The organism is Teredinibacter waterburyi, assembly GCF_001922985.1.
GTDB classification, from domain to species: domain Bacteria; phylum Pseudomonadota; class Gammaproteobacteria; order Pseudomonadales; family Cellvibrionaceae; genus Teredinibacter; species Teredinibacter waterburyi.
Genome location: NZ_MRUH01000120.1, coordinates 24,022 through 50,523, shown reverse-complemented (window position 1 = coordinate 50,523; position 26,502 = coordinate 24,022). Strand labels below are relative to the sequence as shown.

General features: G+C 49.3%; 20 protein-coding genes. 7 read left to right on the top strand and 13 right to left on the bottom strand.

What is annotated here, in order from left to right; translation table 11 throughout:
- Positions 1–3: 3 nt before the first annotated feature.
- Positions 4–1,920 (bottom strand): ATP-dependent zinc metalloprotease FtsH, encoded by a 1,917-nt coding sequence (ftsH, locus tag IDZ20_RS08150; protein WP_483887638.1) that lies wholly within the window; start codon positions 1,918–1,920, stop codon positions 4–6.
- Between the two features lie 199 nt (positions 1,921–2,119).
- Positions 2,120–2,743 (bottom strand): 23S rRNA (uridine(2552)-2'-O)-methyltransferase RlmE, encoded by a 624-nt coding sequence (gene rlmE / locus IDZ20_RS08145; protein ID WP_188150930.1) that lies wholly within the window; start codon positions 2,741–2,743, stop codon positions 2,120–2,122.
- A gap of 221 nt (positions 2,744–2,964) precedes the next feature.
- Between rlmE and IDZ20_RS08140 the strand changes: the two genes are divergently transcribed.
- The 6 genes from IDZ20_RS08140 to IDZ20_RS08115 all read left to right on the top strand — a co-directional run bounded on the left by IDZ20_RS08140 (position 2,965) and on the right by IDZ20_RS08115 (position 8,267).
- The gene (locus IDZ20_RS08140; RefSeq protein ID WP_188150929.1) at positions 2,965–3,264 is read left to right on the top strand and encodes a YhbY family RNA-binding protein; all 300 of its coding nucleotides are present in this window, start codon (positions 2,965–2,967) and stop codon (positions 3,262–3,264) included.
- A 276-nt stretch (positions 3,265–3,540) separates the two neighbouring features.
- A complete protein-coding gene (locus IDZ20_RS08135) occupies positions 3,541–4,959 on the top strand; it encodes an ATP-binding protein (RefSeq protein WP_188150928.1) in 1,419 nt (472 codons plus the stop codon).
- Between the two features lie 26 nt (positions 4,960–4,985).
- Positions 4,986–5,696, top strand: a complete 711-nt coding sequence (locus tag IDZ20_RS08130) for a response regulator (protein WP_188150927.1) — start codon at positions 4,986–4,988, stop codon at positions 5,694–5,696.
- A 99-nt stretch (positions 5,697–5,795) separates the two neighbouring features.
- Complete coding sequence (locus IDZ20_RS08125; protein WP_188150926.1) at positions 5,796–6,302, top strand: hypothetical protein; 507 nt, start codon at positions 5,796–5,798, stop codon at positions 6,300–6,302.
- A 343-nt stretch (positions 6,303–6,645) separates the two neighbouring features.
- Positions 6,646–7,005 carry a hypothetical protein gene (locus IDZ20_RS08120; RefSeq protein WP_188150925.1) on the top strand — a complete coding sequence of 120 codons (360 nt, stop codon included), beginning with the start codon at positions 6,646–6,648 and terminating at the stop codon, positions 7,003–7,005.
- Between the two features lie 326 nt (positions 7,006–7,331).
- A complete protein-coding gene (locus IDZ20_RS08115) occupies positions 7,332–8,267 on the top strand; it encodes a histone deacetylase family protein (protein WP_188150924.1) in 936 nt (311 codons plus the stop codon).
- A gap of 95 nt (positions 8,268–8,362) precedes the next feature.
- Here the strand turns inward: IDZ20_RS08115 and IDZ20_RS08110 are convergent, their stop codons facing one another.
- Complete coding sequence (locus tag IDZ20_RS08110; protein WP_188150923.1) at positions 8,363–11,044, bottom strand: bifunctional acetate--CoA ligase family protein/GNAT family N-acetyltransferase; 2,682 nt, start codon at positions 11,042–11,044, stop codon at positions 8,363–8,365.
- A gap of 367 nt (positions 11,045–11,411) precedes the next feature.
- Between IDZ20_RS08110 and IDZ20_RS08105 the strand changes: the two genes are divergently transcribed.
- On the top strand, positions 11,412–12,575 hold the full coding sequence (locus tag IDZ20_RS08105) for a phospholipase A (RefSeq protein ID WP_245792204.1): 1,164 nt from the start codon (positions 11,412–11,414) through the stop codon (positions 12,573–12,575).
- Positions 12,576–12,693: 118 nt separating this feature from the next.
- Here the strand turns inward: IDZ20_RS08105 and IDZ20_RS08100 are convergent, their stop codons facing one another.
- From IDZ20_RS08100 to dnaJ, 10 genes are all read right to left on the bottom strand, one after another.
- Entirely contained in the window at positions 12,694–13,332 is a 639-nt protein-coding gene (locus IDZ20_RS08100) for a Crp/Fnr family transcriptional regulator (protein ID WP_188150922.1), read from the bottom strand.
- Positions 13,333–13,959: 627 nt separating this feature from the next.
- Entirely contained in the window at positions 13,960–14,442 is a 483-nt protein-coding gene (locus tag IDZ20_RS08095; RefSeq protein ID WP_188150921.1) for a hypothetical protein, read from the bottom strand.
- A gap of 108 nt (positions 14,443–14,550) precedes the next feature.
- On the bottom strand, positions 14,551–16,791 hold the full coding sequence (locus IDZ20_RS08090) for a tetratricopeptide repeat protein (protein WP_245792203.1): 2,241 nt from the start codon (positions 16,789–16,791) through the stop codon (positions 14,551–14,553).
- Positions 16,792–16,957: 166 nt separating this feature from the next.
- Positions 16,958–17,434, bottom strand: a complete 477-nt coding sequence (gene greA / locus IDZ20_RS08085) for a transcription elongation factor GreA (RefSeq protein ID WP_188150920.1) — start codon at positions 17,432–17,434, stop codon at positions 16,958–16,960.
- Positions 17,435–17,448: 14 nt separating this feature from the next.
- Positions 17,449–20,673, bottom strand: coding sequence for a carbamoyl-phosphate synthase large subunit (carB, locus tag IDZ20_RS08080; RefSeq protein WP_188150919.1), 3,225 nt, complete (start codon positions 20,671–20,673; stop codon positions 17,449–17,451).
- 88 nt (positions 20,674–20,761) lie between these two features.
- Positions 20,762–21,907: a glutamine-hydrolyzing carbamoyl-phosphate synthase small subunit gene (carA, locus tag IDZ20_RS08075; protein WP_188150949.1), complete on the bottom strand. Its 1,146-nt coding sequence runs from the start codon at positions 21,905–21,907 to the stop codon at positions 20,762–20,764.
- A gap of 348 nt (positions 21,908–22,255) precedes the next feature.
- Entirely contained in the window at positions 22,256–23,638 is a 1,383-nt protein-coding gene (locus tag IDZ20_RS08070) for an MATE family efflux transporter (RefSeq protein ID WP_188150918.1), read from the bottom strand.
- A complete protein-coding gene (gene dapB / locus IDZ20_RS08065) occupies positions 23,638–24,444 on the bottom strand; it encodes a 4-hydroxy-tetrahydrodipicolinate reductase (RefSeq protein ID WP_188150917.1) in 807 nt (268 codons plus the stop codon). Before dapB ends, IDZ20_RS08070 begins: the two co-directional genes overlap by 1 nt.
- A gap of 17 nt (positions 24,445–24,461) precedes the next feature.
- Positions 24,462–25,037 carry a DUF502 domain-containing protein gene (locus IDZ20_RS08060; RefSeq protein WP_188150916.1) on the bottom strand — a complete coding sequence of 192 codons (576 nt, stop codon included), beginning with the start codon at positions 25,035–25,037 and terminating at the stop codon, positions 24,462–24,464.
- 70 nt (positions 25,038–25,107) lie between these two features.
- Positions 25,108–26,241, bottom strand: a complete 1,134-nt coding sequence (dnaJ, locus tag IDZ20_RS08055) for a molecular chaperone DnaJ (protein ID WP_188150915.1) — start codon at positions 26,239–26,241, stop codon at positions 25,108–25,110.
- Positions 26,242–26,502: the final 261 nt, after the last annotated feature.

Below are 26,502 nucleotides of genomic sequence, written 5' to 3'. Positions count from 1 at the left end.
ACGCTAGTGTTCGCTAGCCGGACCACCAACGGTTGACTTATCATCACCGCTCTTCTCACTGGCTTCTCCGCCAGGACTAGCGCCACCAGCATCATTGTCGTGCCAGTCACGTGGCGGACGCACTTTACGGCGTGCCATTAAGTCGTCAACCTGGTCAGCGTCGATGGTCTCGTATTCCATTAGCGCATCTTTCATCGCCACAAGAATATCGCGATTCTCTTCAAGAATTTTGTTCGCTCGACCGTAGCAGTCATCAATGATACGTCGCACCTCTTGATCAATAACTTTTGAGGTTTCGCCGGAGTAGTGCGGGCCACTAGGGCCTGCATAAGCACCACTCTCGTCTTCGCCGTAATGAAGCGGGCCGAGCTTTTCCGACAAGCCCCACTTGGTCACCATATTTCGCGCCAACTCGGTTGCACGCTCAATATCGTTGGAAGCGCCAGTCGTTACACCGTCGGCACCCAAGGTCATTTCCTCGGCAATTCGACCACCAAACAATGAACAAAGACGTGACTCCAGCCCGCGTTTACTCTGGCTGTATTTATCTTCTTCAGGCAGGTACACCGTAACACCCAAAGCACGACCGCGAGGAATAATGCTGACCTTATGGACTGGGTCGTGCTCTGGAACTAAGCGCCCCACAATTGCGTGACCAGCCTCGTGGTAAGCCGTATTTTCTTTTTCTTTCTCGCTCATCACCATGGACTTGCGCTCGGCACCCATAATGATTTTGTCGCGTGCTTTTTCAAACTCTTCCATGGTAACCACACGCTTGTTGGAGCGCGCGGCAAACAATGCAGCCTCGTTCACCAAGTTAGCGAGGTCCGCACCGGAGAAGCCGGGAGAGCCACGAGCAATGATCGACGCTTCGACTTTGTCGTCCATTGGCACTTTACGCATGTGGACCTTCAAAATTTGCTCGCGACCACGAATATCAGGCAGCCCTACAAACACCTGACGATCGAATCGACCTGGACGCAAAAGTGCGCGGTCAAGTACGTCGGGGCGGTTAGTGGCGGCAATAACGATAACGCCTTCATTGCCTTCAAAGCCATCCATCTCGACCAACAACTGATTCAGTGTTTGCTCACGCTCGTCGTGACCACCACCATGACCGCCGCCGCGATGGCGGCCAACAGCATCGATTTCATCGATAAAAATTATACAGGGTGCCTGCTTTTTCGCTTGCTCAAACATGTCGCGAACACGCGAAGCACCAACACCGACGAACATCTCAACAAAATCGGAACCCGAAATTGAGAAAAAAGGCACTTTCGCCTCGCCGGCAATCGCCTTGGCTAGTAAGGTTTTACCGGTACCGGGAGGGCCTGCCATTAACACGCCACGAGGAATACGGCCGCCTAAGCGCTGGAAGCGAGTAGGGTCTCGCAAAAACTCCACCAACTCTTGTACGTCGTCTTTAGCTTCATCTACGCCAGCCACATCGGCGAACGTGGTTTTAACTTGATCTTCACCGAGAAGACGGGCCTTGCTTTTAGCGAAGCTCATTGGGCCGCCACGGCCTCCAGCACCACCTTGCATCTGCCGCATAAAGAATACAAAAACACCGATAAATAACAGGATCGGGAAGCTGGCAACTAGCAATTGCTCCCAAATACTCGATTTCTCAGGCTGTTTACCCTGCACCTCTACATTATGATCCAGCAGGGTGTCCATCAACTTTAAGTCGACCACCTCGGGTTTAACCACTACAAAGGTAGTATTGTCCGTGCGCACACCGCGAATAAGCTGCCCCTCTACCACCACTTGACTAACGCGCTCGTCGGACACGTCCCTCATGAATTCGGAATAGCTCAACTCGTCGCGCGGTTTGGTTTCATTAAAGTTCTGAAACACTGTAAAAAGCACTGCAGCAATAACCAACCACAACACCAAATTTTTTGCCATATCGTTCAAAGGCACATACTCCTCAAAGACTACCGCACCAGTGCGGGTAGTGTGATTTCACAGGCTCTAAGAACCCATCAAGCATTACTGCAGTATAGTCTCCGCTAGACCCGAAGTTCCAGCGGCCAAAACTCAAAGTGCCACCACTTGTCGCTATGGCACAGATAAAACACATTAATAATCGGAACGTAACATTCAAATAACTCGGCTAGCCGCCTTTAAAACCTTTAGCTACTACGTAAACCTCGCGAGAACGGGGCCTAGAAGCATCCGGTTTACGGGTGACAACTCGGTCAAAACTCGTCCGGCACAGCTTAAACCATTCGTCGAAACCTTCCCCCTGAAACACCTTACACACGAAGTTTCCACCGGGTTTGAGGACTTGCTGCGCCATATCGAGAGCCAATTCAACTAAATACATAGATTTAGGCTGATCAATATTCGTCACTCCACTCATATTTGGGGCCATATCTGAAATTACAAGATCTGCCAGTTCGCCATCCATTGCCGCAATCACCTCATGCAGCACACTTTCTTCAGTAAAGTCGCCCTCAACAAAGGTTACATCAGCAATGGAATCCATCGGTAAGATGTCTGAAGCCACTACACGACCCTTAGCGCCTACAGCGGCAATAGCCACCTGTGACCAGCCCCCCGGAGCGGCACCAAGATCCACCACTGTCATGGCAGGCCGAAATAAACGATCTTTTTTATCCAGTTCCAACAGCTTGTAGCTTGCCCGAGAGCGATAACCGTCTTTTTGGGATTCTTTAACATAATGATCTTTAAAGTGCTCTTGTAGCCAACGGTGGCTGCTTTTGGAACGCGTCATTTCAATGGTAACTCTTGATTGATAAGGGGTGATGCAAGCTTGTATCGACCTACGGAACGGCATTTAGTGCCTATTTGACAGCATTAGGGTAGACCGCGAATTTGAACCGAGGTTACCCCTCCGCGACAGCTTCTAACCCGAATTGAACAGATTCTTTTTCACAAGCCGCGAAAAGCCTTTACAATAGGCGCCCATTTGATTCCACACAAGGCACAGCCTCCATGATACTCACTCCTGATCGTATTAAACAGTTCCGAACGCTGGGTCACGCCCTCAAGCCTATTGTGACTATCGCTGGAAACGGGCTTAGTGAGAACGTATTAGCCGAACTAGAGCGTGCGCTGAGCGACCATGAACTGGTTAAAGTGAAGCTGGCGATACTCGAACGCGACACTCGCAAATCGGTCGTAGAAGATATGTGTAAGCGATGTAACGCCAAGCTCATCCAAGAAATTGGCAAGGTAGCCCTTATCTTTCGTGAAGCCGAACAGCCTGACCCAAAGAAGTCCAATATTCGCTAATTTAGAGTAATCTCGACAGCTAAAACATCACACCAACCGCTCCAACTAGTTTCGACACCACCCAGAAACACCGACGTGACCCCTCTGGAATTCTTACCGTCAAAGAATTCGCAAAAATAGTGCAACTAACGGTACGCCCCTTGCTCGCTAAAGCGCGAGCAAGGATACTGCCCATCAAATACCCCAGAATACTGGGGCACGCCCAAAACATCGGCACATCAAAACCCAAAAGCGTTAGGGCATAGCCATACGAGGCGCGAGCAGGCACCCATCTAGATGATTAAAAGTATAAAATTCAAGTTGTGGCTTACCTTCTTAATAACGCTCATCCTAAGTACCAGCGGCATGCTTGCACTGACCCACGCCAGTGTGAAACAGGGGTTCCTTGATTACGTCACCAGCCAAGCGATCGACCGCTTGCAGTATTTAGAGATTGCCGTTTCCGACATTTACGCCGATCAAATGTCGCTAGCACCGCTAATCAACAACAACCGCCTCTGGCGCCGACTAAAATACCAAACCTTTCGCGAATATGTTGAACAGCAAACCCGCGAGGCTCTAACCAATAATCAACCCCCGCCAGCACCAAGCGTTAAGGCCCACGAGCGTGCCTTTATCGAGCAACTTGTCCTAACCGACCCTGACAAAAACCTCATTGTTGGCACTGCATTTCACCAAGCTGAATACTATTGGCGCGCGCTCTATCACGAGCAAACTTTAATTGGCTACATCGGCTACATAAAGCCGCGCGACTTTATGCGCTCTGTAGACCGACTGTTCGTCAGCCAGCAACTAAAGGCATTCGCCCTCTTTAGCATTGCCATTGTGCTGGCCTCATTCTTGGTGGCTTTAATCGTGTCACGCTGGCTGGTGCGCCCGCTTGGCGAGCTTTCTCGTGGCGCGAAGCAAATAGCCGCAGGTGACTTTAGCGTAAGAATCAAACCGGAGAGCGGTGACGAACTCGGCATGCTTTGCCACCACTTTAACGATCTCGCCAATACACTCTCAGCCAACGAGCAAGCCCGCAAACAATGGGTCGCCGATATTTCTCACGAAATGCGCACTCCTCTGTCGGTACTAAAAGGGCAAATCGAAGCAATGGAAGACGGTATCCGACCAAGCTCACCGGAAAACCTCGCCCTACTGCGAGACAAGGTCAACGCCCTGAGTTCGCTTATCAACGATCTCTATGAGCTTTCTCTGTCTGACCTGGGCGCCTTAAGCTATACCAAGTCACCAGTATCCTTAAAACGACTGGTCGACACCCAAGTGCGCGATTACAAACATCGTCTGGCGAGCAAGGGGCTAGAACTTCGCATTAACAACCAACTAAATCCAAAGCTAATGCTCAGCTGCGATGAAAAGCGCTTAAATCAGCTATTTCGCAATTTATTCGAAAATAACCTGCGCTACACCGATGCCCCCGGCGAAGTACAGCTTTGCGCAGAACAAATCGAGCAAACCGTGGTCATTACTTTAGACGACAGCGCACCCACTATCGCCGCAGATCAACTTGAACGAATTTTCGAACGGCTCTACCGTGTTGAAACGTCTCGAAACCGAGCAACCGGCGGGGCGGGATTAGGGCTAAGTATCTGCCGCAATATTGTTGAAGCTCACCGCGGATCCATAATCGCATCGCAATCATCACTGGGAGGGCTGCGCATTACTGTAACCCTGCCGCTAGAGGCATAAGCGCCTAACACTTTTGAGAAACGTCGATGCCCGATTCAAGCGCCACCAAGATATTGATCGTTGAAGATGAACGAGACCTCGCGACACTCCTGCAAGACTATCTAAATGCGGCACAGTTCAGCACCGAGATTCTCGCTGATGGCAACCTAGTCGAACCCTGGTTAGCCGAGCAGCACACCGATTTAATTTTGCTGGATTTAATGCTTCCAGGTAAGGATGGGCTCGATCTCTGCCGCGCCATTCGGGCCAATCCCGACACCAAGCACATTCCAATTATTATGGTTACCGCCAGAGTAGAAGAAATCGACAGGCTCCTAGGCCTCGAGCTGGGAGCCGACGACTATGTATGCAAACCCTATAGCCCTCGCGAAATTGTTGCCCGCACAAAAGCGGTGCTGCGGCGCATAGCGCCTACGCAAGCGGACATTAACAATAGCGTGCAGGTGACACTGCTAGAAAATAGCCAGCAAATTACCCTAGCCAATAAAACTATCGATCTCACCACGATAGAATTTGCGTTATTTAAACTGCTTTTTCAGGAGCCTGGCAGAATTTTTTCTCGCCACTTTATTATGGACAACATCTATTCGGACTACCGCGTGGTAAGCGATAGAACCGTCGATAGTCACATCAAAAAACTCCGTAAAAAACTCCAAGAAACCGCGCCTGCATTTGAATTAATTCACTCCGTATACGGAGCCGGCTACAAGTACGACCCAGACCAAGTAAGCAAATAAGGTATGTGTTGACTGTTAAACAATTGCTTGCACAGACGAAATACCTATACACTCGCACAGCAAAACACCCACGCAGCAAAGAAACCAACAGCAACTAATATGAAAACAAATAGCGCACCGCAGCCCATCTGCCGCAACAGTTACGACCAATTTAATATTCGCTTCAGTCGTACCTATTGCAACTTATACCGCAATTTCGCTGCCATTGTTTTCTCTTCGATATTGGTGGCCGGCTGCGCGGGGCACAAGCTGCCAAAAAATATCGACACTCGCTTTACTACTCGGATTACCAGTAGCGGATTAAAACAGTTCGAAGTGCGTTTAGTCCCCCAAGCCATTGAAGACAAACCATTGCGAACAAAAGACTTAAGCGCAATTGCTGGGAGAGACTCTGCAATTACCAATGAGCGTGTAGCGCAAAGGGTGACATACCTACTGGAGCATGAAACACTGCAACTCATGCAGGCGAAGAAGTTTTGTCGCGAAGGTTTTTGGCTGATCGACAGCAACCCTTACGGCAACACCCCCACCCTGCGCGGCGAGTGCAATGAAATTGCCAATGATGTCGACCGCCAGCGCTTTCCAGATACGATCACCTACTGGTAGCCTCCAGCTAAAGGGCGTTCTCGCTTTACCCACATAACCGCCTCCCCCTCTCGAAGCTACGCCCCCATCAAAACTTACCAATACTTACACCCAAACTTTATTCACCAACCTCACTGACCGAGCTAACGACCGAACGTCGCGACCAACCTAGTGCGCGCCACGAGAATATCCGTTGTAATTATTTCCGCTTCAGCGTCGAAATCCACATTTCATCCACATTACTTGCCCATTTGAAGTCTAGGATAAGACCTGTTGAATCAGCGACTGTCACGACCAAGCTCCGGTACATACTGAGCATTTTCTAAGGTCACAGTGACCAAAATACTTTTAATGGAGCGCTACTATGAAACGATATTTTGCAACACTACTTGCACTACCGTTTGCTATCGCACTCGCCTATGCCGGGCAGGATGGCAAAGAGCTGCACGGGTTTAACGCCGAGCTTATTGAAAAGCTGAATCTCGACAGTGAACGTCAGCAAGTAATTTCGACGATGCTGCAGGATTCCCAGATGCAGCGGCGAGCAATTATGAAAGAAGCGCGAGCCAAAATACGGGCGCTCAATGACGAAAGTCATACGCAAATATCGCAACTTCTGAGCGCGGAAGAGTTGGCTATTTTTGACAGTGAGATCGACGCGAAGCGCGCAAAGATGATGTCGAAGCATAAGCAGTGGCGTGATGCTCGCAAGCAAGAAGACTAAATTTTACTTAAACCGACAAGATAGAAAGCTTTAGTGATTTTGATACAGCAATACCCTATTTAAATCCGGTTAGTTGTCTACTTTTCTGTATCCGTTTTTTACCTGCTTATTTCAACCAGTTTTTCCAATCTATTTCGTTAGACCTCTCTGTGCAACACCGTAGTTTGCGGGCCCTCGGGCCCGCCTTTTTCTGCTAAGCCATTTCATACCGACCTCTAGCCATTACAGAGTCGACTTATCTAGTTATCGCAACGCCGCTGAATTAATCATGAATTCATCTTCGCTTATGCTAAAGTTCGCCTATTCCATTTCTTGGAGCCTAAGCGATGGCTACAGCCTATATTACTCACCCTGCTTGCAGTGACCACGATATGGGTGACGATCACCCAGAATCTCCACAGCGTTTGGCGGCAATCAACGATGCCTTAATTCAATCTGGGGTGATGGACTTTTTACAATACCACACCGCCCCTAGCGCAACGGATGAGCAACTCGCGCTTGCCCACACCATAGAACACATTAATCATGTAAAAAGCCTCGTGCCGGAACGCGGCCTTGCCGCTCTCGATCCAGACACCTATATGAACTCGCACTCGCTATCCGCTGCGCGACACGCCGCAGGCGCCGCAATACTTGGCTGCGACTTGGTTATGGCTGGCGACGTAACCTCTGCATTTTGTGCCGTACGCCCACCAGGCCACCATGCGGAAAAGCCAAAGGCAATGGGGTTTTGTATTTTTAACAATGTAGCCGTCGCTGCTCACCACCTTTTAAAGCGCTATAAACTCACGCGCATCGCGGTGTTAGACTTTGACGTTCACCACGGCAACGGCACTGAGGATATTTTCAAGAACGATACAAGAGTGCTGCTCTGTTCATCTTTTCAACACCCGCTTTATCCGCACACTGCAGTGCAAAAAGATACTGGAAATATACTTCATGTGCCACTTCCCGCCGGCACCAATAGCGCCGATTTTCGCAGCGCGATTCGCCAGCATTGGCTACCTGCTCTCGCGCATTTTCAACCGCAGTTTATTTTAATCTCCGCCGGTTTCGACGCTCACAAACTGGACCCGCTCGCAAATCTTAATTTATCGGAAGGTGATTTTGGCTGGATTACTGACGAGATAAAAACCGTCGCGGCGCGTTATGCCAATGGCCGCATAGTATCGACGCTGGAGGGTGGTTATGATTTACATGCTCTCGGTATTTCGGTCGTCGCCCATCTGCGTTCACTCGCATCACTCGGCAACGCATTTTAGAAATACCACGACGTATTTATGCTTAAACCCGTACCGTTTTGTTTCTGTACAACTCAATCCAGTATCGTTTAGAACCAGCACAATTTGCCACAGCTCTACAGCTTTTTACGCAAAGTTAGCGTGGTTGAATCATCTCGACTTTGTTTAGCAATAAAACCCAGTTTTTTCGCAAGCTGTATCATTTGTAAGTTATCCGCGAGCACATCACCCATCATATAGCGCAACCCACGCGTACGAGCACAACCTATAATCGCCTCCATTAATCGGTGCGCGACTCCTTTTCCGTGCCATGCATCTGTCACCACTATGGCAAACTCACAGCTATCCGCGTCGGCATTAATCACATAGCGACTGACTCCAATCTCTTTTTCAATACCGCGCTCTGTAACAACGGCAATAAAGGCCATCTCGCGGTCGTAATCGATCTGAGTAAACTTCGCTAGCATATCCGCGGGGATCTGACGGAAGGTGTTCATAAACCGATAGTGTTTTGAGGTGTCCGACAAGCCTTCGACAAAGGTCCGCTCAAGCTCTGCATCCTCGGGACGAATGGGTCGAATTTTACAGCGCACTCCTCCGGTCAACATAGCTTCCTCGGAGAGATGTGCAGGGTAAGGATGAATAGCGGTATGCGAATAATTACGCTGACTATTGTAGTAATGGCCAACCACAATGCGCGCATCGACGGCGATAACCCCTCGCTCATCGGCAATTAGTGGGTTGATATCTAGTTCAAGTACCGACGGTAACTCGCAGGCTATCTCAGAGATACGCAACAAGACATTTTCAACATCGCGAATCGCGGCCGCTGGCTTATCTCGGTGCGCATCTAGCATTTTTGCAACGCGGGTACGAGAAATCATGTCGGCTGCCAACAAACGATTTAGCGGCGGCAAACTAACTGAACGGTCAGCGATTAGCTCGACGGCCGTACCACCAGTACCAAAGGTAATAACAGGGCCAAAGACGGGGTCGCGGGTTATACCGACTAACAGTTCACGTCCATTCGCGCACTTAATCATGGGCTCTATTACCACACCGTCGACATGAGCGTCCGGAGAGTTTTCAGCAACGGATTCTAACAGCTCGCGGAAGGCCGTTTGCACTGCGGCAGCGTTGGTAATGTTTAAACGCACGCCGCCAATATCCGATTTATGAGTGATAGTTTTCGAATAGATTTTCATCGCTACCGGGAAGCCTATATTTTCGGCAACCACAATGGCATCGGTAATACTGTTTGCAACAACTGCAGACGCAATGGGAATGTGGAAAGCCGCCAGTATTGCCTTCGACTCTATCTCGGTTAACACGCTGCGCTTTTCCGCCAGCACGCTATCGATTATAAGTTGTGCTCCTTCCGTATCCGGCGCTTGCGCCTCGGAAAGTGGGCCGGGAATTTGTAACAGCAATTTTTGGTTGCGATAAAAATTAGTGAGAAAGCCGAAACCTTGGACTGCATTTTCAGGTAAGCGATAGGTGGGAATGCCATGATCAGTAAATAATTTACGCGCGCTCTTCACCTGCTTTTCGCCCATCCAGCAAGTTACGATAGGTTTGGTCGCCGTGCTATTTAGTGCGACGACACGCTCGGCTACCGCCAGAGGATCAGTCATAGCTTGCGGCGTTAGCAACAACACCACGCCGTCGATATTGGCATCACCTAAAATGGTCTGCGTGACTTTTTCGTAGGTGTCTGCGGTAGCATCACCAAGAATATCGATCGGATTGCCGTGGGACCACATGCTCGGTAACTGGTTATTAAGCTCCGCCAGTGTTGACTCACTTAATTCCGCTAATGGGATATCTAAGTCGCTCGCCTTGTCACAGGCCATGGCAGCTGGGCCACCACCGTTGGTGACTATGGCTAAACGTTCACCTTTAGCCCGCAGCCCGTGGGAGAGTACCGTCGCCGCGGAAAACAAGTCCCCCACATGCATGCCTCGTACAACCCCTGCGCGGCGCAGTGCCGCATCGAATACGTCGTCGGCACCAACCATTGCACCGGTATGCGAAACCGTCGCCTTAACACTCGCTTCGTGGCGTCCCGCCTTCACCACGACTACCGGTTTAACCCGCGCAGCCGCGCGCAAGCCGCTCATAAACGCGCGCGCGTCACGAACACCTTCTATGTACATCAAAATACTGTGGGTTTTGGGGTCGGTAATTAAATAGTCGAGGATTTCACCGAAGTCGATATCAACGGAAATCCCTAGAGAAACAACTGCGGAAAAACCAATATCCTGGCTTTCGGCCCAATCGAGGATCGCCGTACAAAGTGCCCCAGATTGAGAGATAAGCGCTAAATTGCCCGGCGCGACATCACCGCTTGCAAATGTCGCATTAAAACCCGCATCTGGACGAATTAGCCCGAGACAATTGGGGCCGATAAAGCGAATGCCATAGCGTCGCGCTACATCGATTGCCTGCTGCTCAAGCCTTGCGCCTTCGGCACCGGCCTCACGAAAGCCAGCCGAAAGAATAATCGCAGCCTCCACTCCCTGCATGCCGCACTGCTCCAAAATTGCAGGGACAGATTTCGCCGGAGTGGCGATAACCGCAAGCTGTACCGCTGAGGGAACCTCCGCCAACGATGGGTAACAGGGTAACGACGCAATCTGCGTGTACTTCGGGTTGATAGGATAAACACGGCCAGCAAAACCCGCATTTATTATGTTGTTCAGCACCAATGTTGCAACCGCCTGAGGCTTTTCACTAGCCCCAAAGATAGCGACACTACTTGGGTTAAAAAGTGGAGCTAAATAGTGGCGGTCGCGCATGTGAATACCTCAAGAGTTAATAGATTCGGATAACTACTGCTGTACAAACCAGCAAATCCAAAAGCTGCTTCGCAAATCCATTTTAGGCCGACTTAACCACCGGAACATGAAGCTAATGACTTTATTTGGCGAACAGTCGAGGAAGATCAAATAATTAGGGGAATTAGGGGAATTAGGGGAATTAGGGAAATTATGGCTCTAGCCGCATTAACGCTCTCGATGCAAACGCTATCAACGCTGACAGACTGATTTAAACTCGTAGTGCTAACGACGCACCAATAACCGTCGCAAGTAACGACAATACTTGTGCAGCTATCTATTTTCGATTAATTTGGCCACACCAGCCTCCTAACGACTTGCGACCGCCGTGACCCTATACTCCTCCGTACTTGCACTCATTGAATCTATGTTTGAATTTTGTTGCGAAAGCATGCGACGCCGTTACGCGATTCAGCTCCAGCGCCGCCCTAGTTTTCAAGCGTGGTTTTACCCCCTATCTCTGGCGTTAATGGCCTTAACTCTCCTGCTCTCGGCACCTGCAGCGTTCGCTGAACCTCTCTCGCTCACCCCAATCGACCCAGCCGACCCAAGTAGCCTGTATAACCGCTGCCTGTTTGACGCGATTGTTAGTGCACCGGCAGACACCCCTGTAAGTCAGCTACAAGCACAATGTCAGCACAAACTTGCCGAAGATGTCGCTCGCGCACAGCGCCAAGGTCCCATTACCACGCGAATTCTAGAGGAGCGGAAATATCAATGGGGACGCCACACAATAACGGCGCACAATCAAAATTACCTGCTGTTCTACAGCTATAGCGACAACCCCAACAAAGACGTCTATTCGGGTATAAATGAATGGGCAGGCAAGATGCGTAACGACGAGGCAAAGTTTCAAATCAGCCTCAAAATACCGCTTACCAAGCACAATATATTTCGCAGCTACGACGGCTTTTATTTCGGCCTAACCATCGCCTCATGGTGGCAAGTCTACGGCACGGAATTCTCCGCGCCCTTTCGTGAAAGTAACTACGAACCAGAATTTTTCTATATGGCGCCCACCAACTGGAAACCCTTTAACGGAAATAGCGGTTTCCGGATTGGGCTTTCACACCAATCTAACGGCCGTTCACAGGCGCTATCGCGCAGCTGGAATAGAGTCTACGCCAGCTTCCTGTATGAAAAAGCCAATTTTGCATTTGAATTACGGCCTTGGTATCGAATCCCCGAAAAGGCCAAAGAGACGCCGTTCGACCCAGAAGGTGACGACAATCCTGACATCCACGATTATTTGGGGTACTTCGATTTAAAAAGTGCCGCGGTATTTGGCGATACTCAAGTTACCCTTTTACTACGCAACAACTTGCAGTCCAGCAATAACAAAGGTGCCTTTGAAATCGGCGTGAGCTTTCCGCTGTCGGGCCATCTTAAAGGGTTTGTCCAATATTTTAATGGCTACGGCGAAAGCCTGATTGACTACGACCATCAACAGCAACGCATCGGCATTGGCCTACTGCTTACCGACTGGCTGTAGCCTGTTAAATGACCTATAAATGATTAGCGACATAATACTGTAAAGATAGGCATCTAAGTGCTGGCTTAGCAGCGCTTAGACTTTTATTGCAAAGTACCACTACTATTACAAAGTACCACTACCAAGCTTTTGGCAGTGGCTTGTTAATCTGAATATAACCGGGCTGCTGCTCAATATACTGACCAATCACCAGCTGACGCATAATTCGGCTCACCATTTCTCGCGATGAACCCACCATATTGCCTATATCTTGGTGGGTAAGCTTGGGCTGATGGATGCGATTATTCTCATCACTAAGCTTCTCCAATACCGCACTGACCCGCCCGTAAACGTCCAGAAGGGCCAGATCGCGCACGCTATCGGTTAGGCTGCGCACCTTGCGAGTTAACTCGGCAATCATCACCAGCGCGAAATCAGGGTCCTCACGCAGCAACTGTTGAAACTGCGCTCTAGAGACAGAAATGATTTCACAGGGGGTAAGCGTTTGTACCGACGCCGAGCGCGGCTTGTTATCCAATAACGACAGCTCGCCAAAATATTCGCCAGGGCCCATGTAATTTAAAATCACCTGGCGACCTTCCTCATCGCTCAGGAATACACTGACCTTACCGGTTACGATGATAAAAAGATGACTGGTGTCATCCCCCTCTGATACCAAAATAGTATTTTTGGGGTACTTACGCGTGACACTGAGCCTTTCAAGCTCGGCAATGTAGTTACTTGGCACATCGGCAAACAAAGCGACGTCTTTTAGCATTTTGAACCCTGTATTCAGAAAGGAGCGATGAAACTCTAAACATACCCTTTAGCGCTACGGATGTGAATATCTCACATATTCAATGTTACTGGCGCACAGACTCACATTTACTCAAAGCCTATAGTGTCCTCAGCAGAGCACTTCAGGACAGAAGACTTATCAGGCAAGGACGCCACGGAAACAGGATGTTTCTGAAGGATATCGGTACAAGGACTATACCACTATACAGGGATGTAATAGGCAGACTAGCCCCGAAATCACGTCTCCGATGGGTTGTGGCTAGCGCAAAGGAACTCACTCACTGCCTTTACCCTCTGTTAGCAGGGCCGAAAAGAAGATATAAGGTGGATAAAACCATAAACGGACTGAAGCCTGGCAAGGAAGCCAACGACCCCTAGTAGTTTCACTGCAAACACGTATTTACAGCCCCCCAGATCAGCCCCCATCCCCGTAGCTACGCAACTACCGAACAATCATTCGGCGCTACAACGACACCCTCAAGTTAAAATCTGCACAATAAAAAGGCGACTAAACCTATTGATCTAGTCGCCGTTTAGCCCGCCTACTCTCAGCGAAATTTATAATCAGCTCTCGTCACCGCAAAAACTACAAACGGCTAACAGATGATTACTTCTTAATAATTTTAACCTTCGGATCCAGCTCTTTACCGTCGATTACAATCGAGTACTGGATGGTCACGTACTTTTTAGTCTCAGTGCTCTTTTTATCAGCGGGAACGACGATCTTTTTAGCGGCATACAACTCTTTCAAAGCACGCTCAGTTTCACCAGGATCGGAAATAATATAATCTTCGTCAACCACCAAGATCAATTCACCATCACTACTTGGGAAGCTTGGGTTCCCCACTGAATCCGCTTTTTCAGGATCGCGTTCATAGAAGGTGAGAGTGAAATCTTCCTTCGAGAAAAATAGGAGTTCCTGACCTGGGTAGGCGATAATTTCTTTTGGCGTTACTTGAGGAGTACCATTTTCCGCTTTGGTAATTAGCGCCAAAGCAGGCTCATCAGGGCTACACTTACAATAGTTTTGACAGCCACTAAGAATTGTTGCCGAGAGGACTACTGTAAATATCAGTTTCAACCACTTCATAATAAAACTCCTGTAATAATTTAGGGGGTTACAGCTTGGAGGGTCTATCCTCTAGCAAAACAATGTCTACATCAACCAATAAAAACAGCAATAAACGATTACTTCGCGTTAATACTGCGCCAGCAGATACTTAAATTCAGACAATGAGTGGAGGAAACTTAAATCTGGGTCTGTGCTAATCAGCTGCTTCGAATACCCCTGCTTCAACATATATTCAACAGTATCAATACTGCCGTCGACAACCTGCATACGGGATTGATAACGCAATTTAGTATGAAGAAAGTCACTATCGTTGGGGCGCAGCGCCAAAGCTTGGTCGAGATGATACTTCGCATTAACATCGTCGCCGGTAAAAAGATAACAAATTGCTAGTGATATATTTACATCTGGGTTTTTAGGGTTGAGATGGTAACCAGCTAGAGCTAACTGAATTGCCGTTTTATACTCCTGCTCGGCTTCGACTATCGCCCAACGTGCGGCGGGTTTGCGGTGTTCGCCCAGTTGTCGCAAAGCATCTGCCAAATTCATATGGTATTCAAAATCGTCCGGAGAAAGCCTTATCGCCAGACGAAACTCCATAATGGCTTTACCGTAATCACCAGCGTAATAGTGCATGTACCCAGTGTTTGAATAGCCCCAAGCATTCGGCGAGATTCGTGTTGCCTCATCGTAAGCGCCGGCCGCTTTACCAAACTCGCCCAAATAGAAATACGCCGCCCCCAAATTATTAAAAGCCGTACTGTTTTGGGGAGTAATATCCAGCACTTTTTGGTAGGTGGTAACAGCTTGCTTAAGGTGGCCACTGCGCAAATAAAGCCAGCCAAGCATATGATAGCCCTCCCAGTTTTTCGGCTGTCGTTTAATCGCGCCGGTTAATAAGGTTTCGGCTCTAGCAAATTTATCGTTAGTTGCGTAAATACTGGCAAGTGCAGTGATTGCCTGCATGTTATCGGGATTTTTCGCCACCACACCTTCGAGTAGTTGCTCCGCCTCCTGATAACGCCCCTGCTCTGAGTAAATAATCCCCATCGATTCAATAGCTTTAGGTAGCAAGCTGTCAATTTCCAATGCGCGTAAACAATGGTGTTCTGCGCGTTCGATCCAATTCGGCTCATTGCTTTTTAAATACTTTTTCCAATACGCCTGACACAAACCCGCTTCAGCTTCAGCAAATGCAGAATCATGCACTAATGCGGTTGTAAAAAACTTAATAGCCTCATCGGAGTTTACGTGTGACGTTGGGCTGTTGAGGAAGCCCAAGCCTCGCATATAGTAGTCGTACGCCATCACATCGGAAGTGATCTCGATTTTTGCCGGACGAAAGTTTGGCAACCGAAATTCATCCGCAAGGTGACCTGCAATTTCAGCGACTAGCCTGTCTTGTAAAATAAAGATATCGCCAAAGGCTCCATCGAGCTTGCCTCCCACTATTTGCACCATGCCGTCGCGACGAATTAAACGATAGGCAATGCGTAAGTTCTTACCAACACGTTGAACACTGCCCTGCAATATTACCGGTGCCTCGATTCCTTCGTCCGCATTCAGGACGTAAACATCATTCACGTCAGCCAGCTGCGAGCGCACGGCCGCGGTAATCCCTGCACTTAAATAATCATCACCTTGCTGTTCGCTCATAAGGTTTTGAAAGTTGGCCACCTCCAAATAATTAGCGTCGTAACCGGGCACCAACCAGCGTGGCACTAGGTAAATCGCCGCAACGACCAAAACCAGCAACGTCACCGCGATGGCGTATCGGTAGGCCCCCAGCTTTTGCTGTAATTTGCGATTTAAATAGTAACCGCGGATAGGAAGAGTTATGCCAAGCGGACGAATCAAATAGGCGCTAACTTTTGTATCAATGTTTTTTAATGGTTGCACACCCAGAGCCAGGCAGGGCTCCAACAACTCGTGCGCTACAAGCTTATAGACCTGCTCTGAAACACAAATAGCGTCGGCTACTGCAATTGGCTCTAATCGTGCGGCAATGTTGACGTTATCGCCAAACAGCGCGGAACCGCGCACAGCAACACTGCCACAATGTAAACCAATACGAGTTTGCAAGCGGGGCAATTGTTTATCACGAAAATGATTAAACGCGAATAATGCCTTCTGAATATTGACGGCTGAAGTAACCGCAGAAGCGGGATTGTCGAAACGCGCAAATACTGCATCGCCGATAAACTCAACAATGGTGCCCTGTTGGCGCTCAATTTCCTCGGTAAGGATTCGTCGATAATCGCCGAGCATGGCAATAGTTCGCGGCTGATCTCTCCCCATCAGACGCGAGTAACCAACGATATCCGTAAACATCAGGGTTAGTTCTCGATGTTCTATTTCCGCATTGGACATTGATCATCTCTGCTGAGGGAAAGCTAAATGTGAGTTTCGACACTACCTGAAAGTAGACTAATTTATACGCCATAGAAGGGAATCACAAGGAGTGACATCCACGCTCAAATAACAGCATAAAAAAAAGGGCCAAATCGGCCCTTTAATCAAGAAACATATAACAAAACTAAATATGTTTTACTTCATCAATCTCATATTCAACATCGCCACTTGGCGCGTTCACGACCACAACGTCGCCAACCTCTTTACCGATAAGCGCGCGAGCAATTGGCGAACTAACCGAAATTTTGTTCAACCGGACATTAGCTTCATCTTGGCCGACGATCTGATAAGTAATTTCTTGATCGGTATCGACATTAATAATTTTAACCGTAACACCGAAAATCACCTTGCCCGTCTCGGGTATCGACTTAACATCAATCACCTGGCAATTAGAAAGTTTACCTTCAATATCTTGAATGCGGGCTTCGCAAAAGCCCTGCTGTTCGCGAGCCGCGTGATATTCGGCATTCTCTTTCAAGTCGCCGTGTTCACGCGCTTCGGCAATGGCTTTACTAATCTTTGGACGATCTTCTTTTTTTAACTTATCTAGCTCTTCTCGCAGCGTCTTCTCACCTGCAAGCGTCATTGGATATTTTTGCATGATAGTATCCGTCGTTATTTTGCGGCAATACGTTCGTGCAAGTCTTGCAAGCGACGTACCTGTTGTTGTTTACCAAAGCGCATAGCCATACAAAGAGCCGTGGCTGCGGCCAGCGTTGTGGTGTAGTAAACATGATTGTTTTCAGCGCTGCGGCGAATTGATGCCGAGTCCTTAATTGCCTTCTTACCTTCTGTGGTGTTTATCACTAAGGCAATTTCGCGGTTCTTAATCATGTCGACAATATGTGGACGCCCCTCGTTTACTTTATTAACTAAAGTAACAGTTAAGCCGGAATCCTTAAGTTTTTGCGCTGTTCCCATGGTCGCCACCAACTCGAAGCCCATACTAGACAATTCTTTCGCGACGACAACGATGCCGTCTTTATCGAAATCACGTACCGAAATAAACGCCTTGCCACCGACTGGTAACGCCGAACCGCTACCGGCTTGAGCTTTTGCATAGGCCTCGGCAAAGGTATCGCCAACGCCCATAACCTCACCGGTAGATTTCATTTCTGGACCGAGAATCGGATCCACCGCAGGGAACTTATTAAAAGGGAATACCGCTTCTTTTACACTGTAGTAATCGGGAATAATTTCTTCTGTAAAGCCTTGCTCTGCGAGAGTTTTACCCGCTTGGCAAAGCGCTGCAACCTTGGCTAGAGAACGACCGATACATTTGGAAACAAACGGCACCGTGCGAGAACCACGTGGATTCACTTCGATCACATAGATTTCGCCGTCTTGATAGGCCAACTGCACATTCATCAAGCCTACCACACCCAGCTCGCGCGCCATCTTGCGAACCTGCTCGCGCATTTCATCTTGCACATCTTCGGCTAGAGAATAGGGAGGCAATGAACAGGCTGAATCACCAGAGTGAACACCACACTGCTCAATGTGCTCCATAATTGCACCAATAACAACATCAGTGCCATCGGAAACCGCGTCGATATCAACTTCAATCGCGTTATTCAAAAAGTGGTCGAGCAACACAGGTGCGTCGTCTGATGCCTGCACCGCTTCGCGCATATAGGTCGACAATTCTTTTTCGTTGTAGACGATATCCATCGCGCGGCCACCCAACACATAGGATGGACGGACAACTAACGGATAGCCAACGGCGCCGGCAACACGCAGGGCTTCTTCGGTGGAGCGACAAATCGCATTGGGCGGTTGCAACAAACCCAAACGCTGAATCATTTGCTGAAAACGCTCGCGATCTTCTGCGCGGTCAATGGCTTCTGGGCTAGTACCAATAATCGGTACACCTTCTGCGGCTAATGCGTTGGCAAGTTTAAGCGGCGTCTGGCCACCGAACTGTACAATCACACCCTTCGGCTTTTCTTTATGAACAATTTCCAGCACGTCTTCTAAGGTAACTGGCTCGAAATACAGGCGGTCAGAGGTGTCGTAATCCGTCGAAACTGTTTCCGGGTTACAGTTCACCATAATGGTTTCGTAACCATCTTCACGCGCAGCTAAAGCAGCGTGTACACAGCAGTAGTCAAATTCGATACCCTGCCCAATACGGTTGGGGCCGCCACCGATAACCATGATTTTATCGCGGCTGCTCGGGTTGGCTTCACACTCTTCTTCGTAGGTGGAATACATGTAGGCGGTGTCGGTAGAAAATTCTGCCGCACAGGTATCTACACGCTTGTAGGAAGGATGAATGCCCAGCTTATGACGGTGATCGCGCACAGACTTTTCGCTAACGGCCAACAAGGTAGAAAGTCGCTTATCAGAAAAGCCTTTGCGCTTTAAACGGAACATAATATTTTTATCGATATTCGACAGTGGCAGTGTCGCCAAGGCAAATTCGGTATCGATAAGGTCTTTAATTTGGGCGAGGAACCAAGGGTCGATTTTCGATTGATCGAACACTTCTTGGACAGTCATACCCGCACGGAATGCATCACCAACATACCAAATGCGCTCTGCACCCGGTGTCGACAAGTCGCGACGAATCGATGCCATAGCATCTTCAGATTCCAAATCGACTTTTGGCTCGAAGCCAGCAGAGTCCACCTCTAACCCGCGCAATGCTTTTTGCAGTGATTCTTGGAAGGTACGACCGATCGCCATCACTTCGCCAACCGACTTCATTTGCGTAGTTAAACGCGCATCGGCTTCACCGAATTTCTCAAAGGTAAAGCGTGGGATTTTAGTAACAACGTAATCGATAGACGGTTCAAATGACGCGGGTGTTGCGCCGCCGGTAATATCATTTTGCAATTCGTCTAGGGTGTAACCAATGGCTAGTTTCGCGGCAACTTTTGCAATTGGGAAGCCGGTCGCTTTTGACGCGAGTGCCGATGAACGCGACACCCGCGGATTCATTTCAATCACTACAAGGCGGCCATCTTCTGGGTTGACCGCGAACTGTACGTTCGAACCACCGGTTTCAACGCCGATCTCACGCAATACCGCAATCGAGGCATTACGCATGATTTGATATTCTTTATCGGTAAGTGTTTGCGCTGGTGCTACGGTAATCGAGTCGCCGGTATGCACACCCATCGGGTCAAAGTTTTCGATCGAACAAATAATAATGCAGTTGTCGTTTTTATCACGCACAACTTCCATTTCGTACTCTTTCCAACCCAATAACGACTCGTCAATTAACAGCTCGTTAGTTGGAGAAAGGTCGAGTCCACGGGTACAAATTTCCTCAAACTCTTCCCAGTTGTAGGCGATACCACCGCCGGAGCCTCCCATGGTAAAGCTCGGACGAATAATACAGGGGAAGCCGAACTCTTTAGGAACTTCGTTAGCCTCTTCCAAAGAGTGAACGATTTTCGCGCGAGCACATTCCAGGCCGATTTTTTTCATCGCTTGGTCAAAGCGATTGCGGTCTTCAGCTTTATCGATGGCATCTTGAGTTGCACCAATAAGCTCGACACCGTACTTCTCGAGCACGCCGTGCTTGTGCAAATCTAACGCACAGTTCAATGCGGTCTGCCCACCCATGGTTGGCAATACTGCATCTGGGCGTTCTTTTTCAATGATGAGCGCAACCGTTTCCCAGTTGATAGGCTCGATGTAGGTGGCATCGGCCATAGACGGATCGGTCATGATGGTGGCGGGGTTCGAGTTAACCAAAATAACTCGGTAGCCCTCTTCGCGCAGGGCTTTACAAGCCTGAGCACCAGAGTAGTCGAACTCACAGGCCTGTCCAATTACGATTGGGCCAGCGCCGATGATTAAGATGCTTTTTAAATCTGTACGTTTTGGCATTACGCTTTCTATTCCCGATATTGCACCACCATATATGCGGTGCTTTCGTTTTAAACCTAAATTCTCAACTAAATCTTAAACGCTCACGCTATCGAGCGTTCATCAGTTCAATAAAGTGATCAAATAACTCGGCGGCATCGTGCGGTCCAGGACTTGCCTCTGGATGCCCCTGAAAACTAAACGCCGGCTTGTCGGTGCGGTGAATCCCTTGCAGTGATCCATCAAACAGCGACTTGTGCGTGGCAACCAAACAATCTGGCAGAGTCGCTTCATCGGCCGCGAAACCGTGGTTCTGACTGGTGATCATTACTTTACCGGTTTTCAAATCCTGTACCGGATGATTGCCGCCGTGGTGACCGAATTTCATTTTCACGGTCTTAGCACCACTCGCCAAGGCCAATAGCTGATGACCTAAGCAGATTCCGAAGATTGGAATATTTTTATCTAAGAAGGTTTTAATAGCCGCAATCGCATAATCGCAAGGCTCTGGATCACCAGGGCCGTTGGATAGAAAGATTCCGTCAGGATTCATCGCCAAAACCGTTTCGGCTGGCGTCTCGGCTGGCACAACGGTTAGCTCACAGCCACGATCGACTAACATCCGCAGAATATTGCGCTTGGCGCCAAAGTCGTAAGCCACAACTTTAAAGCGCTTACCCTCTGGCAGTGAGCCGAAGCCCTCGCCCAAGGTCCAGCTGCCGGCATCCCAAGTATAGGTGCTGGCGGTGCTCACTTCTTTTGCCAAATCCAAACCTTGCAACCCGGAGAAACCCTTAGCCGCGGCTAAGGCTTCAGCCTCATCCACGTCACCGGCCATGATGCAGCCATTCTGCGCACCTTTATCTCGCAGTATTCGGGTCAAGCGGCGGGTATCAATATCGGCAATGCCGAGGATGTTTTTGGCTTTAAGATAATCGTCCAGCGTTTGCTGGTTGCGGAAATTGCTACTCAGAAGCGGAAGGTCACGAATCACCAAGCCCGCAGACCAAATAGTGCTGCATTCTTCGTCTTCGTCATTGGTACCGGTGTTGCCGATATGGGGGTATGTGAGAGTAATAATTTGGCGAGCATAAGAGGGGTCAGTCAAAATTTCTTGGTAGCCGGTAATCGCGGTATTAAAAACGACCTCACCGACCGACTTGCCCTCGGCGCCGATTGAAACGCCCTTAAATACACTGCCATCTTCTAAAACCAGAATTGCAGGGCGGCTCGCCTTACCGGTTAACTGCTGCATCACCTGATCATCTGTTAATTGCGCTACCGCCAAAAGGACGTCCTCCACCTGTAATCAGTTGCCTGATTAATTGCTAAATATACACTTTTACCTGCTTCAGGCCGCACGAAAGAGCATACTCATCAGCATCGCTGGAGCATGTTCATCTGGGCTTAACACCCTGATTCATATAGAAGTATTCGAACGGCTTATTGCAAAAAAGCGAGGTTACGACTATGCGCCAAAACCTCGCTCTTGAGAAATCATGAACCCTAGTATTTAGGGCTGGCAGCTCGTGCCTGATTTGAGGGCGGATTCTACTGCAAACCGCCTATTGCTGTCCACGAGAAGCTGCCTGAAATTGAGGCCTTAAGCCTTTGCGGCCATCGCTTTCTGCTCGCGGGCATGAACATGGGTGTGCTGCCAACGGTTTAACTTCCATCGACGCCAGTACATGATGGCGCGACAGCTTTCATCGAGAATCGCCGACAACAGTATGCCGTAAACCCCCCACTCCAACACAAACACCATAAGATAAGCTGCAGGAAGCGCCACCGTCCAGGTAAATAACGGCCCTATCATCGAGATCAGGAAGCCGTCGCCGGTAGCGCGTAACACGCCGCCAACCATGATATTCAAGGTTCGCGGCGGCTCCGAAATAGCGGCCAGCAGGAAAAACCAAAAGGCGCCGCCTAACAACCACTCATCGTCAGTATAAAGCCCCATAACCGGTCGATGTAAAAGCAGAAGAACGAATGCCACGGCCCCGGCGCCCCAAAGCGCAGCCCTTAAGCTTTGCCGCATCTGCGCCATGGCCTCGTGATATTTGCCGGCACCCACTTTCTGACAGATCAACACTTCGGTCGCCATGGTTAAGGCAAGGCTGACAATCAGCCCCATTAAAAAAGTGTTGAAGGTGTAAACCTTCGCTGCCAAGGCCGCCGCACCCAAGCTCGCGGCGAAGCTATTTAATACGATCATATTGAGGTCGAACGACAAGGGTTCGATCATGCTCGGCAGCGCAATCCGACCGATATGACCGCTCGCAGGGCGAAACTCCTGGCGCAGTCGCTGCCAGCTGATCTTCAACTTTATCCGCAGAAACACCGCCAATCCGCTGACAACTACACCAGCAGCTGAGCCGACCACACTGGCCCAGGCCACACCTTCGATCCCCATCTTCGGGAAGCCGAACAAACCAAACACTACAACGCTATTGCCCAGCAGATTAGCCAGAAAAAACACCGTATTGGCATACATATTCCACTGTGGCTGACCGTAAACGTTCAGAATACTTTGAAACACCAGCTTGCCAGCCCAGATAAACATCAGCCAACAAACGATACTCATGTAGATGTCGGCATCCAAACGCACTTCAGTCGGCAGACCCATAAACAGGGTCACGAATGGAGATGCAAAATAGACGACGGCGGTTAACAATCCGCCCAACAGGAATATCCAGAGGGCATAGGTGGCAATTGTCGCCGCAGCTTTTTCATCGCTGCCCGCACCTAGACGCTGGCTAGCGATACTCGAGCCGGAAAAGACGGTGACAAAGAGTATGTTCACGCAGAAAAAAATCACAGGCGCCATTGATCCCGCAGCCGAAGCGGCGGAATCACTGACACGACTGAGAAAGAATGTATCGAGCAGGGGCACGCTAAGCTGAAGACTCTGCTCGACAAGTAAGGGGCGACTCATCCCCCAGAGGCCTTTTCGCTCCGCTGCGGTGGACGCTGTTGAATTTGTCATTAGCGCAGATCTAGTACATCTTGCATGTCATAACGACCCGCGGCCTGAGCGGCAACCCAAATCGCGGCGCGCACAGCGCCTCGCGCGAACGACATACGACTCGACGCTTTGTGGGTAATTTCAACGCGCTCGCCATCGGCGAGAAAGGAAACCGTGTGATCACCCACAACATCGCCACCACGCACGGTGGCAAAACCAATGGTGTTGCGGTCGCGAGCACCGGTCTGACCTTCGCGCCCGTAAACGGCCACGTCGTTTAAGTCGCGACCCAACGCATTGGCCAAAACCTCACCCATGCTCAATGCAGTGCCCGAAGGCGCATCAACTTTGTGACGGTGGTGCGCCTCGTAGACTTCAATATCAACTTCGTCACCAAGAACGCGCGCCGCCATATCCAGAAGTTTAAAACAAAGATTTACACCGGTACTGAAATTTGAGGCCATACACAAAGCGATTGGTTTAACCGCCGCATCAAACGCGCTTTTCTGTTCGCTAGAAAAACCTGTAGTGCCTACCACCATACTTTTACCGGCATTGGCACACACTTGAGCATTTGCTAGTGTTGCCTCAGGCGCAGTAAAGTCGATGAGCACATCAAAATCATTTACAACATCGGCAATACTGCCAACCACACTCACACCAATACGACCAACCCCGGCAAGCTCACCGGCATCAGCGCCCAGCAAGCTACTTTCGGGGCGTTCGATTGCCGCGGCTAGCTGTGCGCCCTCGGCAAGCTGTACCGCTTCAATTAAGGTCTTTCCCATGCGCCCACCGGCGCCGGTTACTGCAATTCTGATTGTCATGAAAATGGGTTCCGAAATTAAGATTTGTGCTGTGTCATATTCGCCGTTAATACCTGCTGCATAGCCTGCTGTACCGGGATATCCAACTCTTCGCATCGATCTTTAGGCAGGTAGATTAAATAGCCACCCATCTGATAACTCATAGGCAAGTACACGGCTTGTAGATCGTTAACACTGCCGAGGCTAACCTTATCGCGAGTAACAAAGCCGATCATACGCACGTCCTGATCGAGCGTTACCATCACGACTTTTTGCATATCTTGGTTGGTGTCTCCCGCCATAAAATGCAAAAGATCTTTGGCGCTACCGTATAGGGTTTTAACCAGAGGAATGCGTCCCACCAGTATTTCTAACCAGCGAAATAAGTGGCGAATTAAATAGGCCTGTACCAGCACACCGATAACAAAAATCAGTACAACTGAAAAAAACAAACCCATTCCAGGAATATACCAACCGGACGGAAGCAACCATTGCAGCGGAATTTTTAGCAGGGATTCTGCAGAGCTAAACACCCAATATATCAAACCAAAGGTGATAACTAAGGGCAGGACAAACAACATCCCCTTGAAGAATGTATTGACTATGGATTTCATTGTCGCATCGGACCTAAAGGGATGTTGAGCGTTAAAGTAAAACAACGACACCGGCGGCGGCGCAGCTCTATTACATTTTCATATCACCGAAAAAATTTTTCATTCCATCAAACCAGCTGTGCTGCTTCGGTGAATTTGTGTCACCTTTAAAACTGGACTTTAATTCTTCGAGCAATTCTTTTTGCTTGCGAGAAAGGTTCACTGGCGTTTCTAATATAACGCGACACAACAAATCACCGCTACTGCCGCCCCTTACGGGAACAACGCCCTTGCCGCGCAAACGGAACAATTTACCGGTTTGGGTTTCAGCTGGCACTTTCAACTTAACTCTACCGTCGAGGGTAGGCACTTCAATTTCGCCGCCGATACAGGCATCAAAAATACTAATCGGCACCTCGCAATAAAGGTTGTTACCGTCACGCTGGAAAATAGCGTGATCTTTAACTGAGACCTGCACATACAAATCTCCAGCTGGGCCTCCATCGGCTCCGGCCTCACCTTCACCCGCCAAGCGAATACGATCGCCAGTATCGACACCCGGCGGCACTTTTACCGAAAGTGTTTTCGTTTCTTCGATGCGTCCTTGACCACGACAACTGGTACAGGGGTCAGAAATACTTTGCCCTTTACCGCGACACGTAGGGCATGTCTGCTGCACAGAGAAAAAGCCCTGCTGCATACGCACCTGCCCGTGGCCACCACAGGTATTACATGTGGTTGGACTGCTACCTGGCTTAGCACCACTGCCCTTACAGGGCTTACAGCTAACCAATGTCGGCACTTTAATTTTTACCGTCGTACCCTTAACTGCATCCTCAAGATTTAAGTCTAGGGTATAGCGTAAATCGGACCCCCGCGCCGGGCCACCACGACGACCACCGCCGCCCCCAGCACCACCAAAAATATCGCCGAACACGTCACCAAAAATATCGGAGAAATTACCAAACCCTTGGCCGCCGCCACCCATACCACCGGCACCTTCTACACCGGCGTGCCCGTATTGATCGTAGGCATTACGCTTTTGCGCATCGGAAAGTACTTCGTAGGCCTCGCTGGCCTCCTTAAACTTTTCTTCAGATTCTTTGTTGCCTTCGTTACGGTCTGGGTGATGCTTCATGGCCACCTTGCGATAAGCTTTCTTTAGCTCAGGGCCGGAAACATCTTTGGAGACACCTAGAATTTCGTAATAATCGCGTTTGGACATAGGATTGGTTCTGTATTTTTACGTCTGGTTAATATGGTAGGCGATGAGCCAGTCTTGGCCTTAACAACAAATTGGGCTTAGCCAACACTCGCCACCCTAGTTTTCCGCGCTCTTTTCTCAACCTCCAAGCACACAAAAACCGGACGTAAATCCGGTGTTTGCGGCAGTACGGCTGTTAGGCTACAAGGGGCTCGCCCCGTCAAATACGCCTACATCGCGGCCTGCTATCAACGAGCTAGAGACAAATGTGCCCATAGCTCG

Coding starts and splice junctions, on each gene's coding strand:
- IDZ20_RS08110 (WP_188150923.1), bottom strand. CDS start 11,044: ATGCGCGACCGCCACTATTTAGCTCCACTTTTTAACCCAAGTAGTGTC.
- IDZ20_RS08095 (WP_188150921.1), bottom strand. CDS start 14,442: ATGAAGTGGTTGAAACTGATATTTACAGTAGTCCTCTCGGCAACAATT.
- IDZ20_RS08125 (WP_188150926.1), top strand. CDS start 5,796: ATGAAAACAAATAGCGCACCGCAGCCCATCTGCCGCAACAGTTACGAC.
- IDZ20_RS08120 (WP_188150925.1), top strand. CDS start 6,646: ATGAAACGATATTTTGCAACACTACTTGCACTACCGTTTGCTATCGCA.
- dnaJ (WP_188150915.1), bottom strand. CDS start 26,241: ATGTCCAAACGCGATTATTACGAAATTCTAGGTGTCTCCAAAGATGTT.
- IDZ20_RS08115 (WP_188150924.1), top strand. CDS start 7,332: ATGGCTACAGCCTATATTACTCACCCTGCTTGCAGTGACCACGATATG.
- IDZ20_RS08070 (WP_188150918.1), bottom strand. CDS start 23,638: ATGACAAATTCAACAGCGTCCACCGCAGCGGAGCGAAAAGGCCTCTGG.
- carA (WP_188150949.1), bottom strand. CDS start 21,907: ATGCAGCAGTTAACCGGTAAGGCGAGCCGCCCTGCAATTCTGGTTTTA.
- carB (WP_188150919.1), bottom strand. CDS start 20,673: ATGCCAAAACGTACAGATTTAAAAAGCATCTTAATCATCGGCGCTGGC.
- IDZ20_RS08140 (WP_188150929.1), top strand. CDS start 2,965: ATGATACTCACTCCTGATCGTATTAAACAGTTCCGAACGCTGGGTCAC.
- IDZ20_RS08135 (WP_188150928.1), top strand. CDS start 3,541: ATGATTAAAAGTATAAAATTCAAGTTGTGGCTTACCTTCTTAATAACG.
- greA (WP_188150920.1), bottom strand. CDS start 17,434: ATGCAAAAATATCCAATGACGCTTGCAGGTGAGAAGACGCTGCGAGAA.
- IDZ20_RS08060 (WP_188150916.1), bottom strand. CDS start 25,037: ATGAAATCCATAGTCAATACATTCTTCAAGGGGATGTTGTTTGTCCTG.
- dapB (WP_188150917.1), bottom strand. CDS start 24,444: ATGACAATCAGAATTGCAGTAACCGGCGCCGGTGGGCGCATGGGAAAG.
- IDZ20_RS08130 (WP_188150927.1), top strand. CDS start 4,986: ATGCCCGATTCAAGCGCCACCAAGATATTGATCGTTGAAGATGAACGA.
- IDZ20_RS08090 (WP_245792203.1), bottom strand. CDS start 16,791: ATGTCCAATGCGGAAATAGAACATCGAGAACTAACCCTGATGTTTACG.
- IDZ20_RS08100 (WP_188150922.1), bottom strand. CDS start 13,332: ATGCTAAAAGACGTCGCTTTGTTTGCCGATGTGCCAAGTAACTACATT.
- rlmE (WP_188150930.1), bottom strand. CDS start 2,743: ATGACGCGTTCCAAAAGCAGCCACCGTTGGCTACAAGAGCACTTTAAA.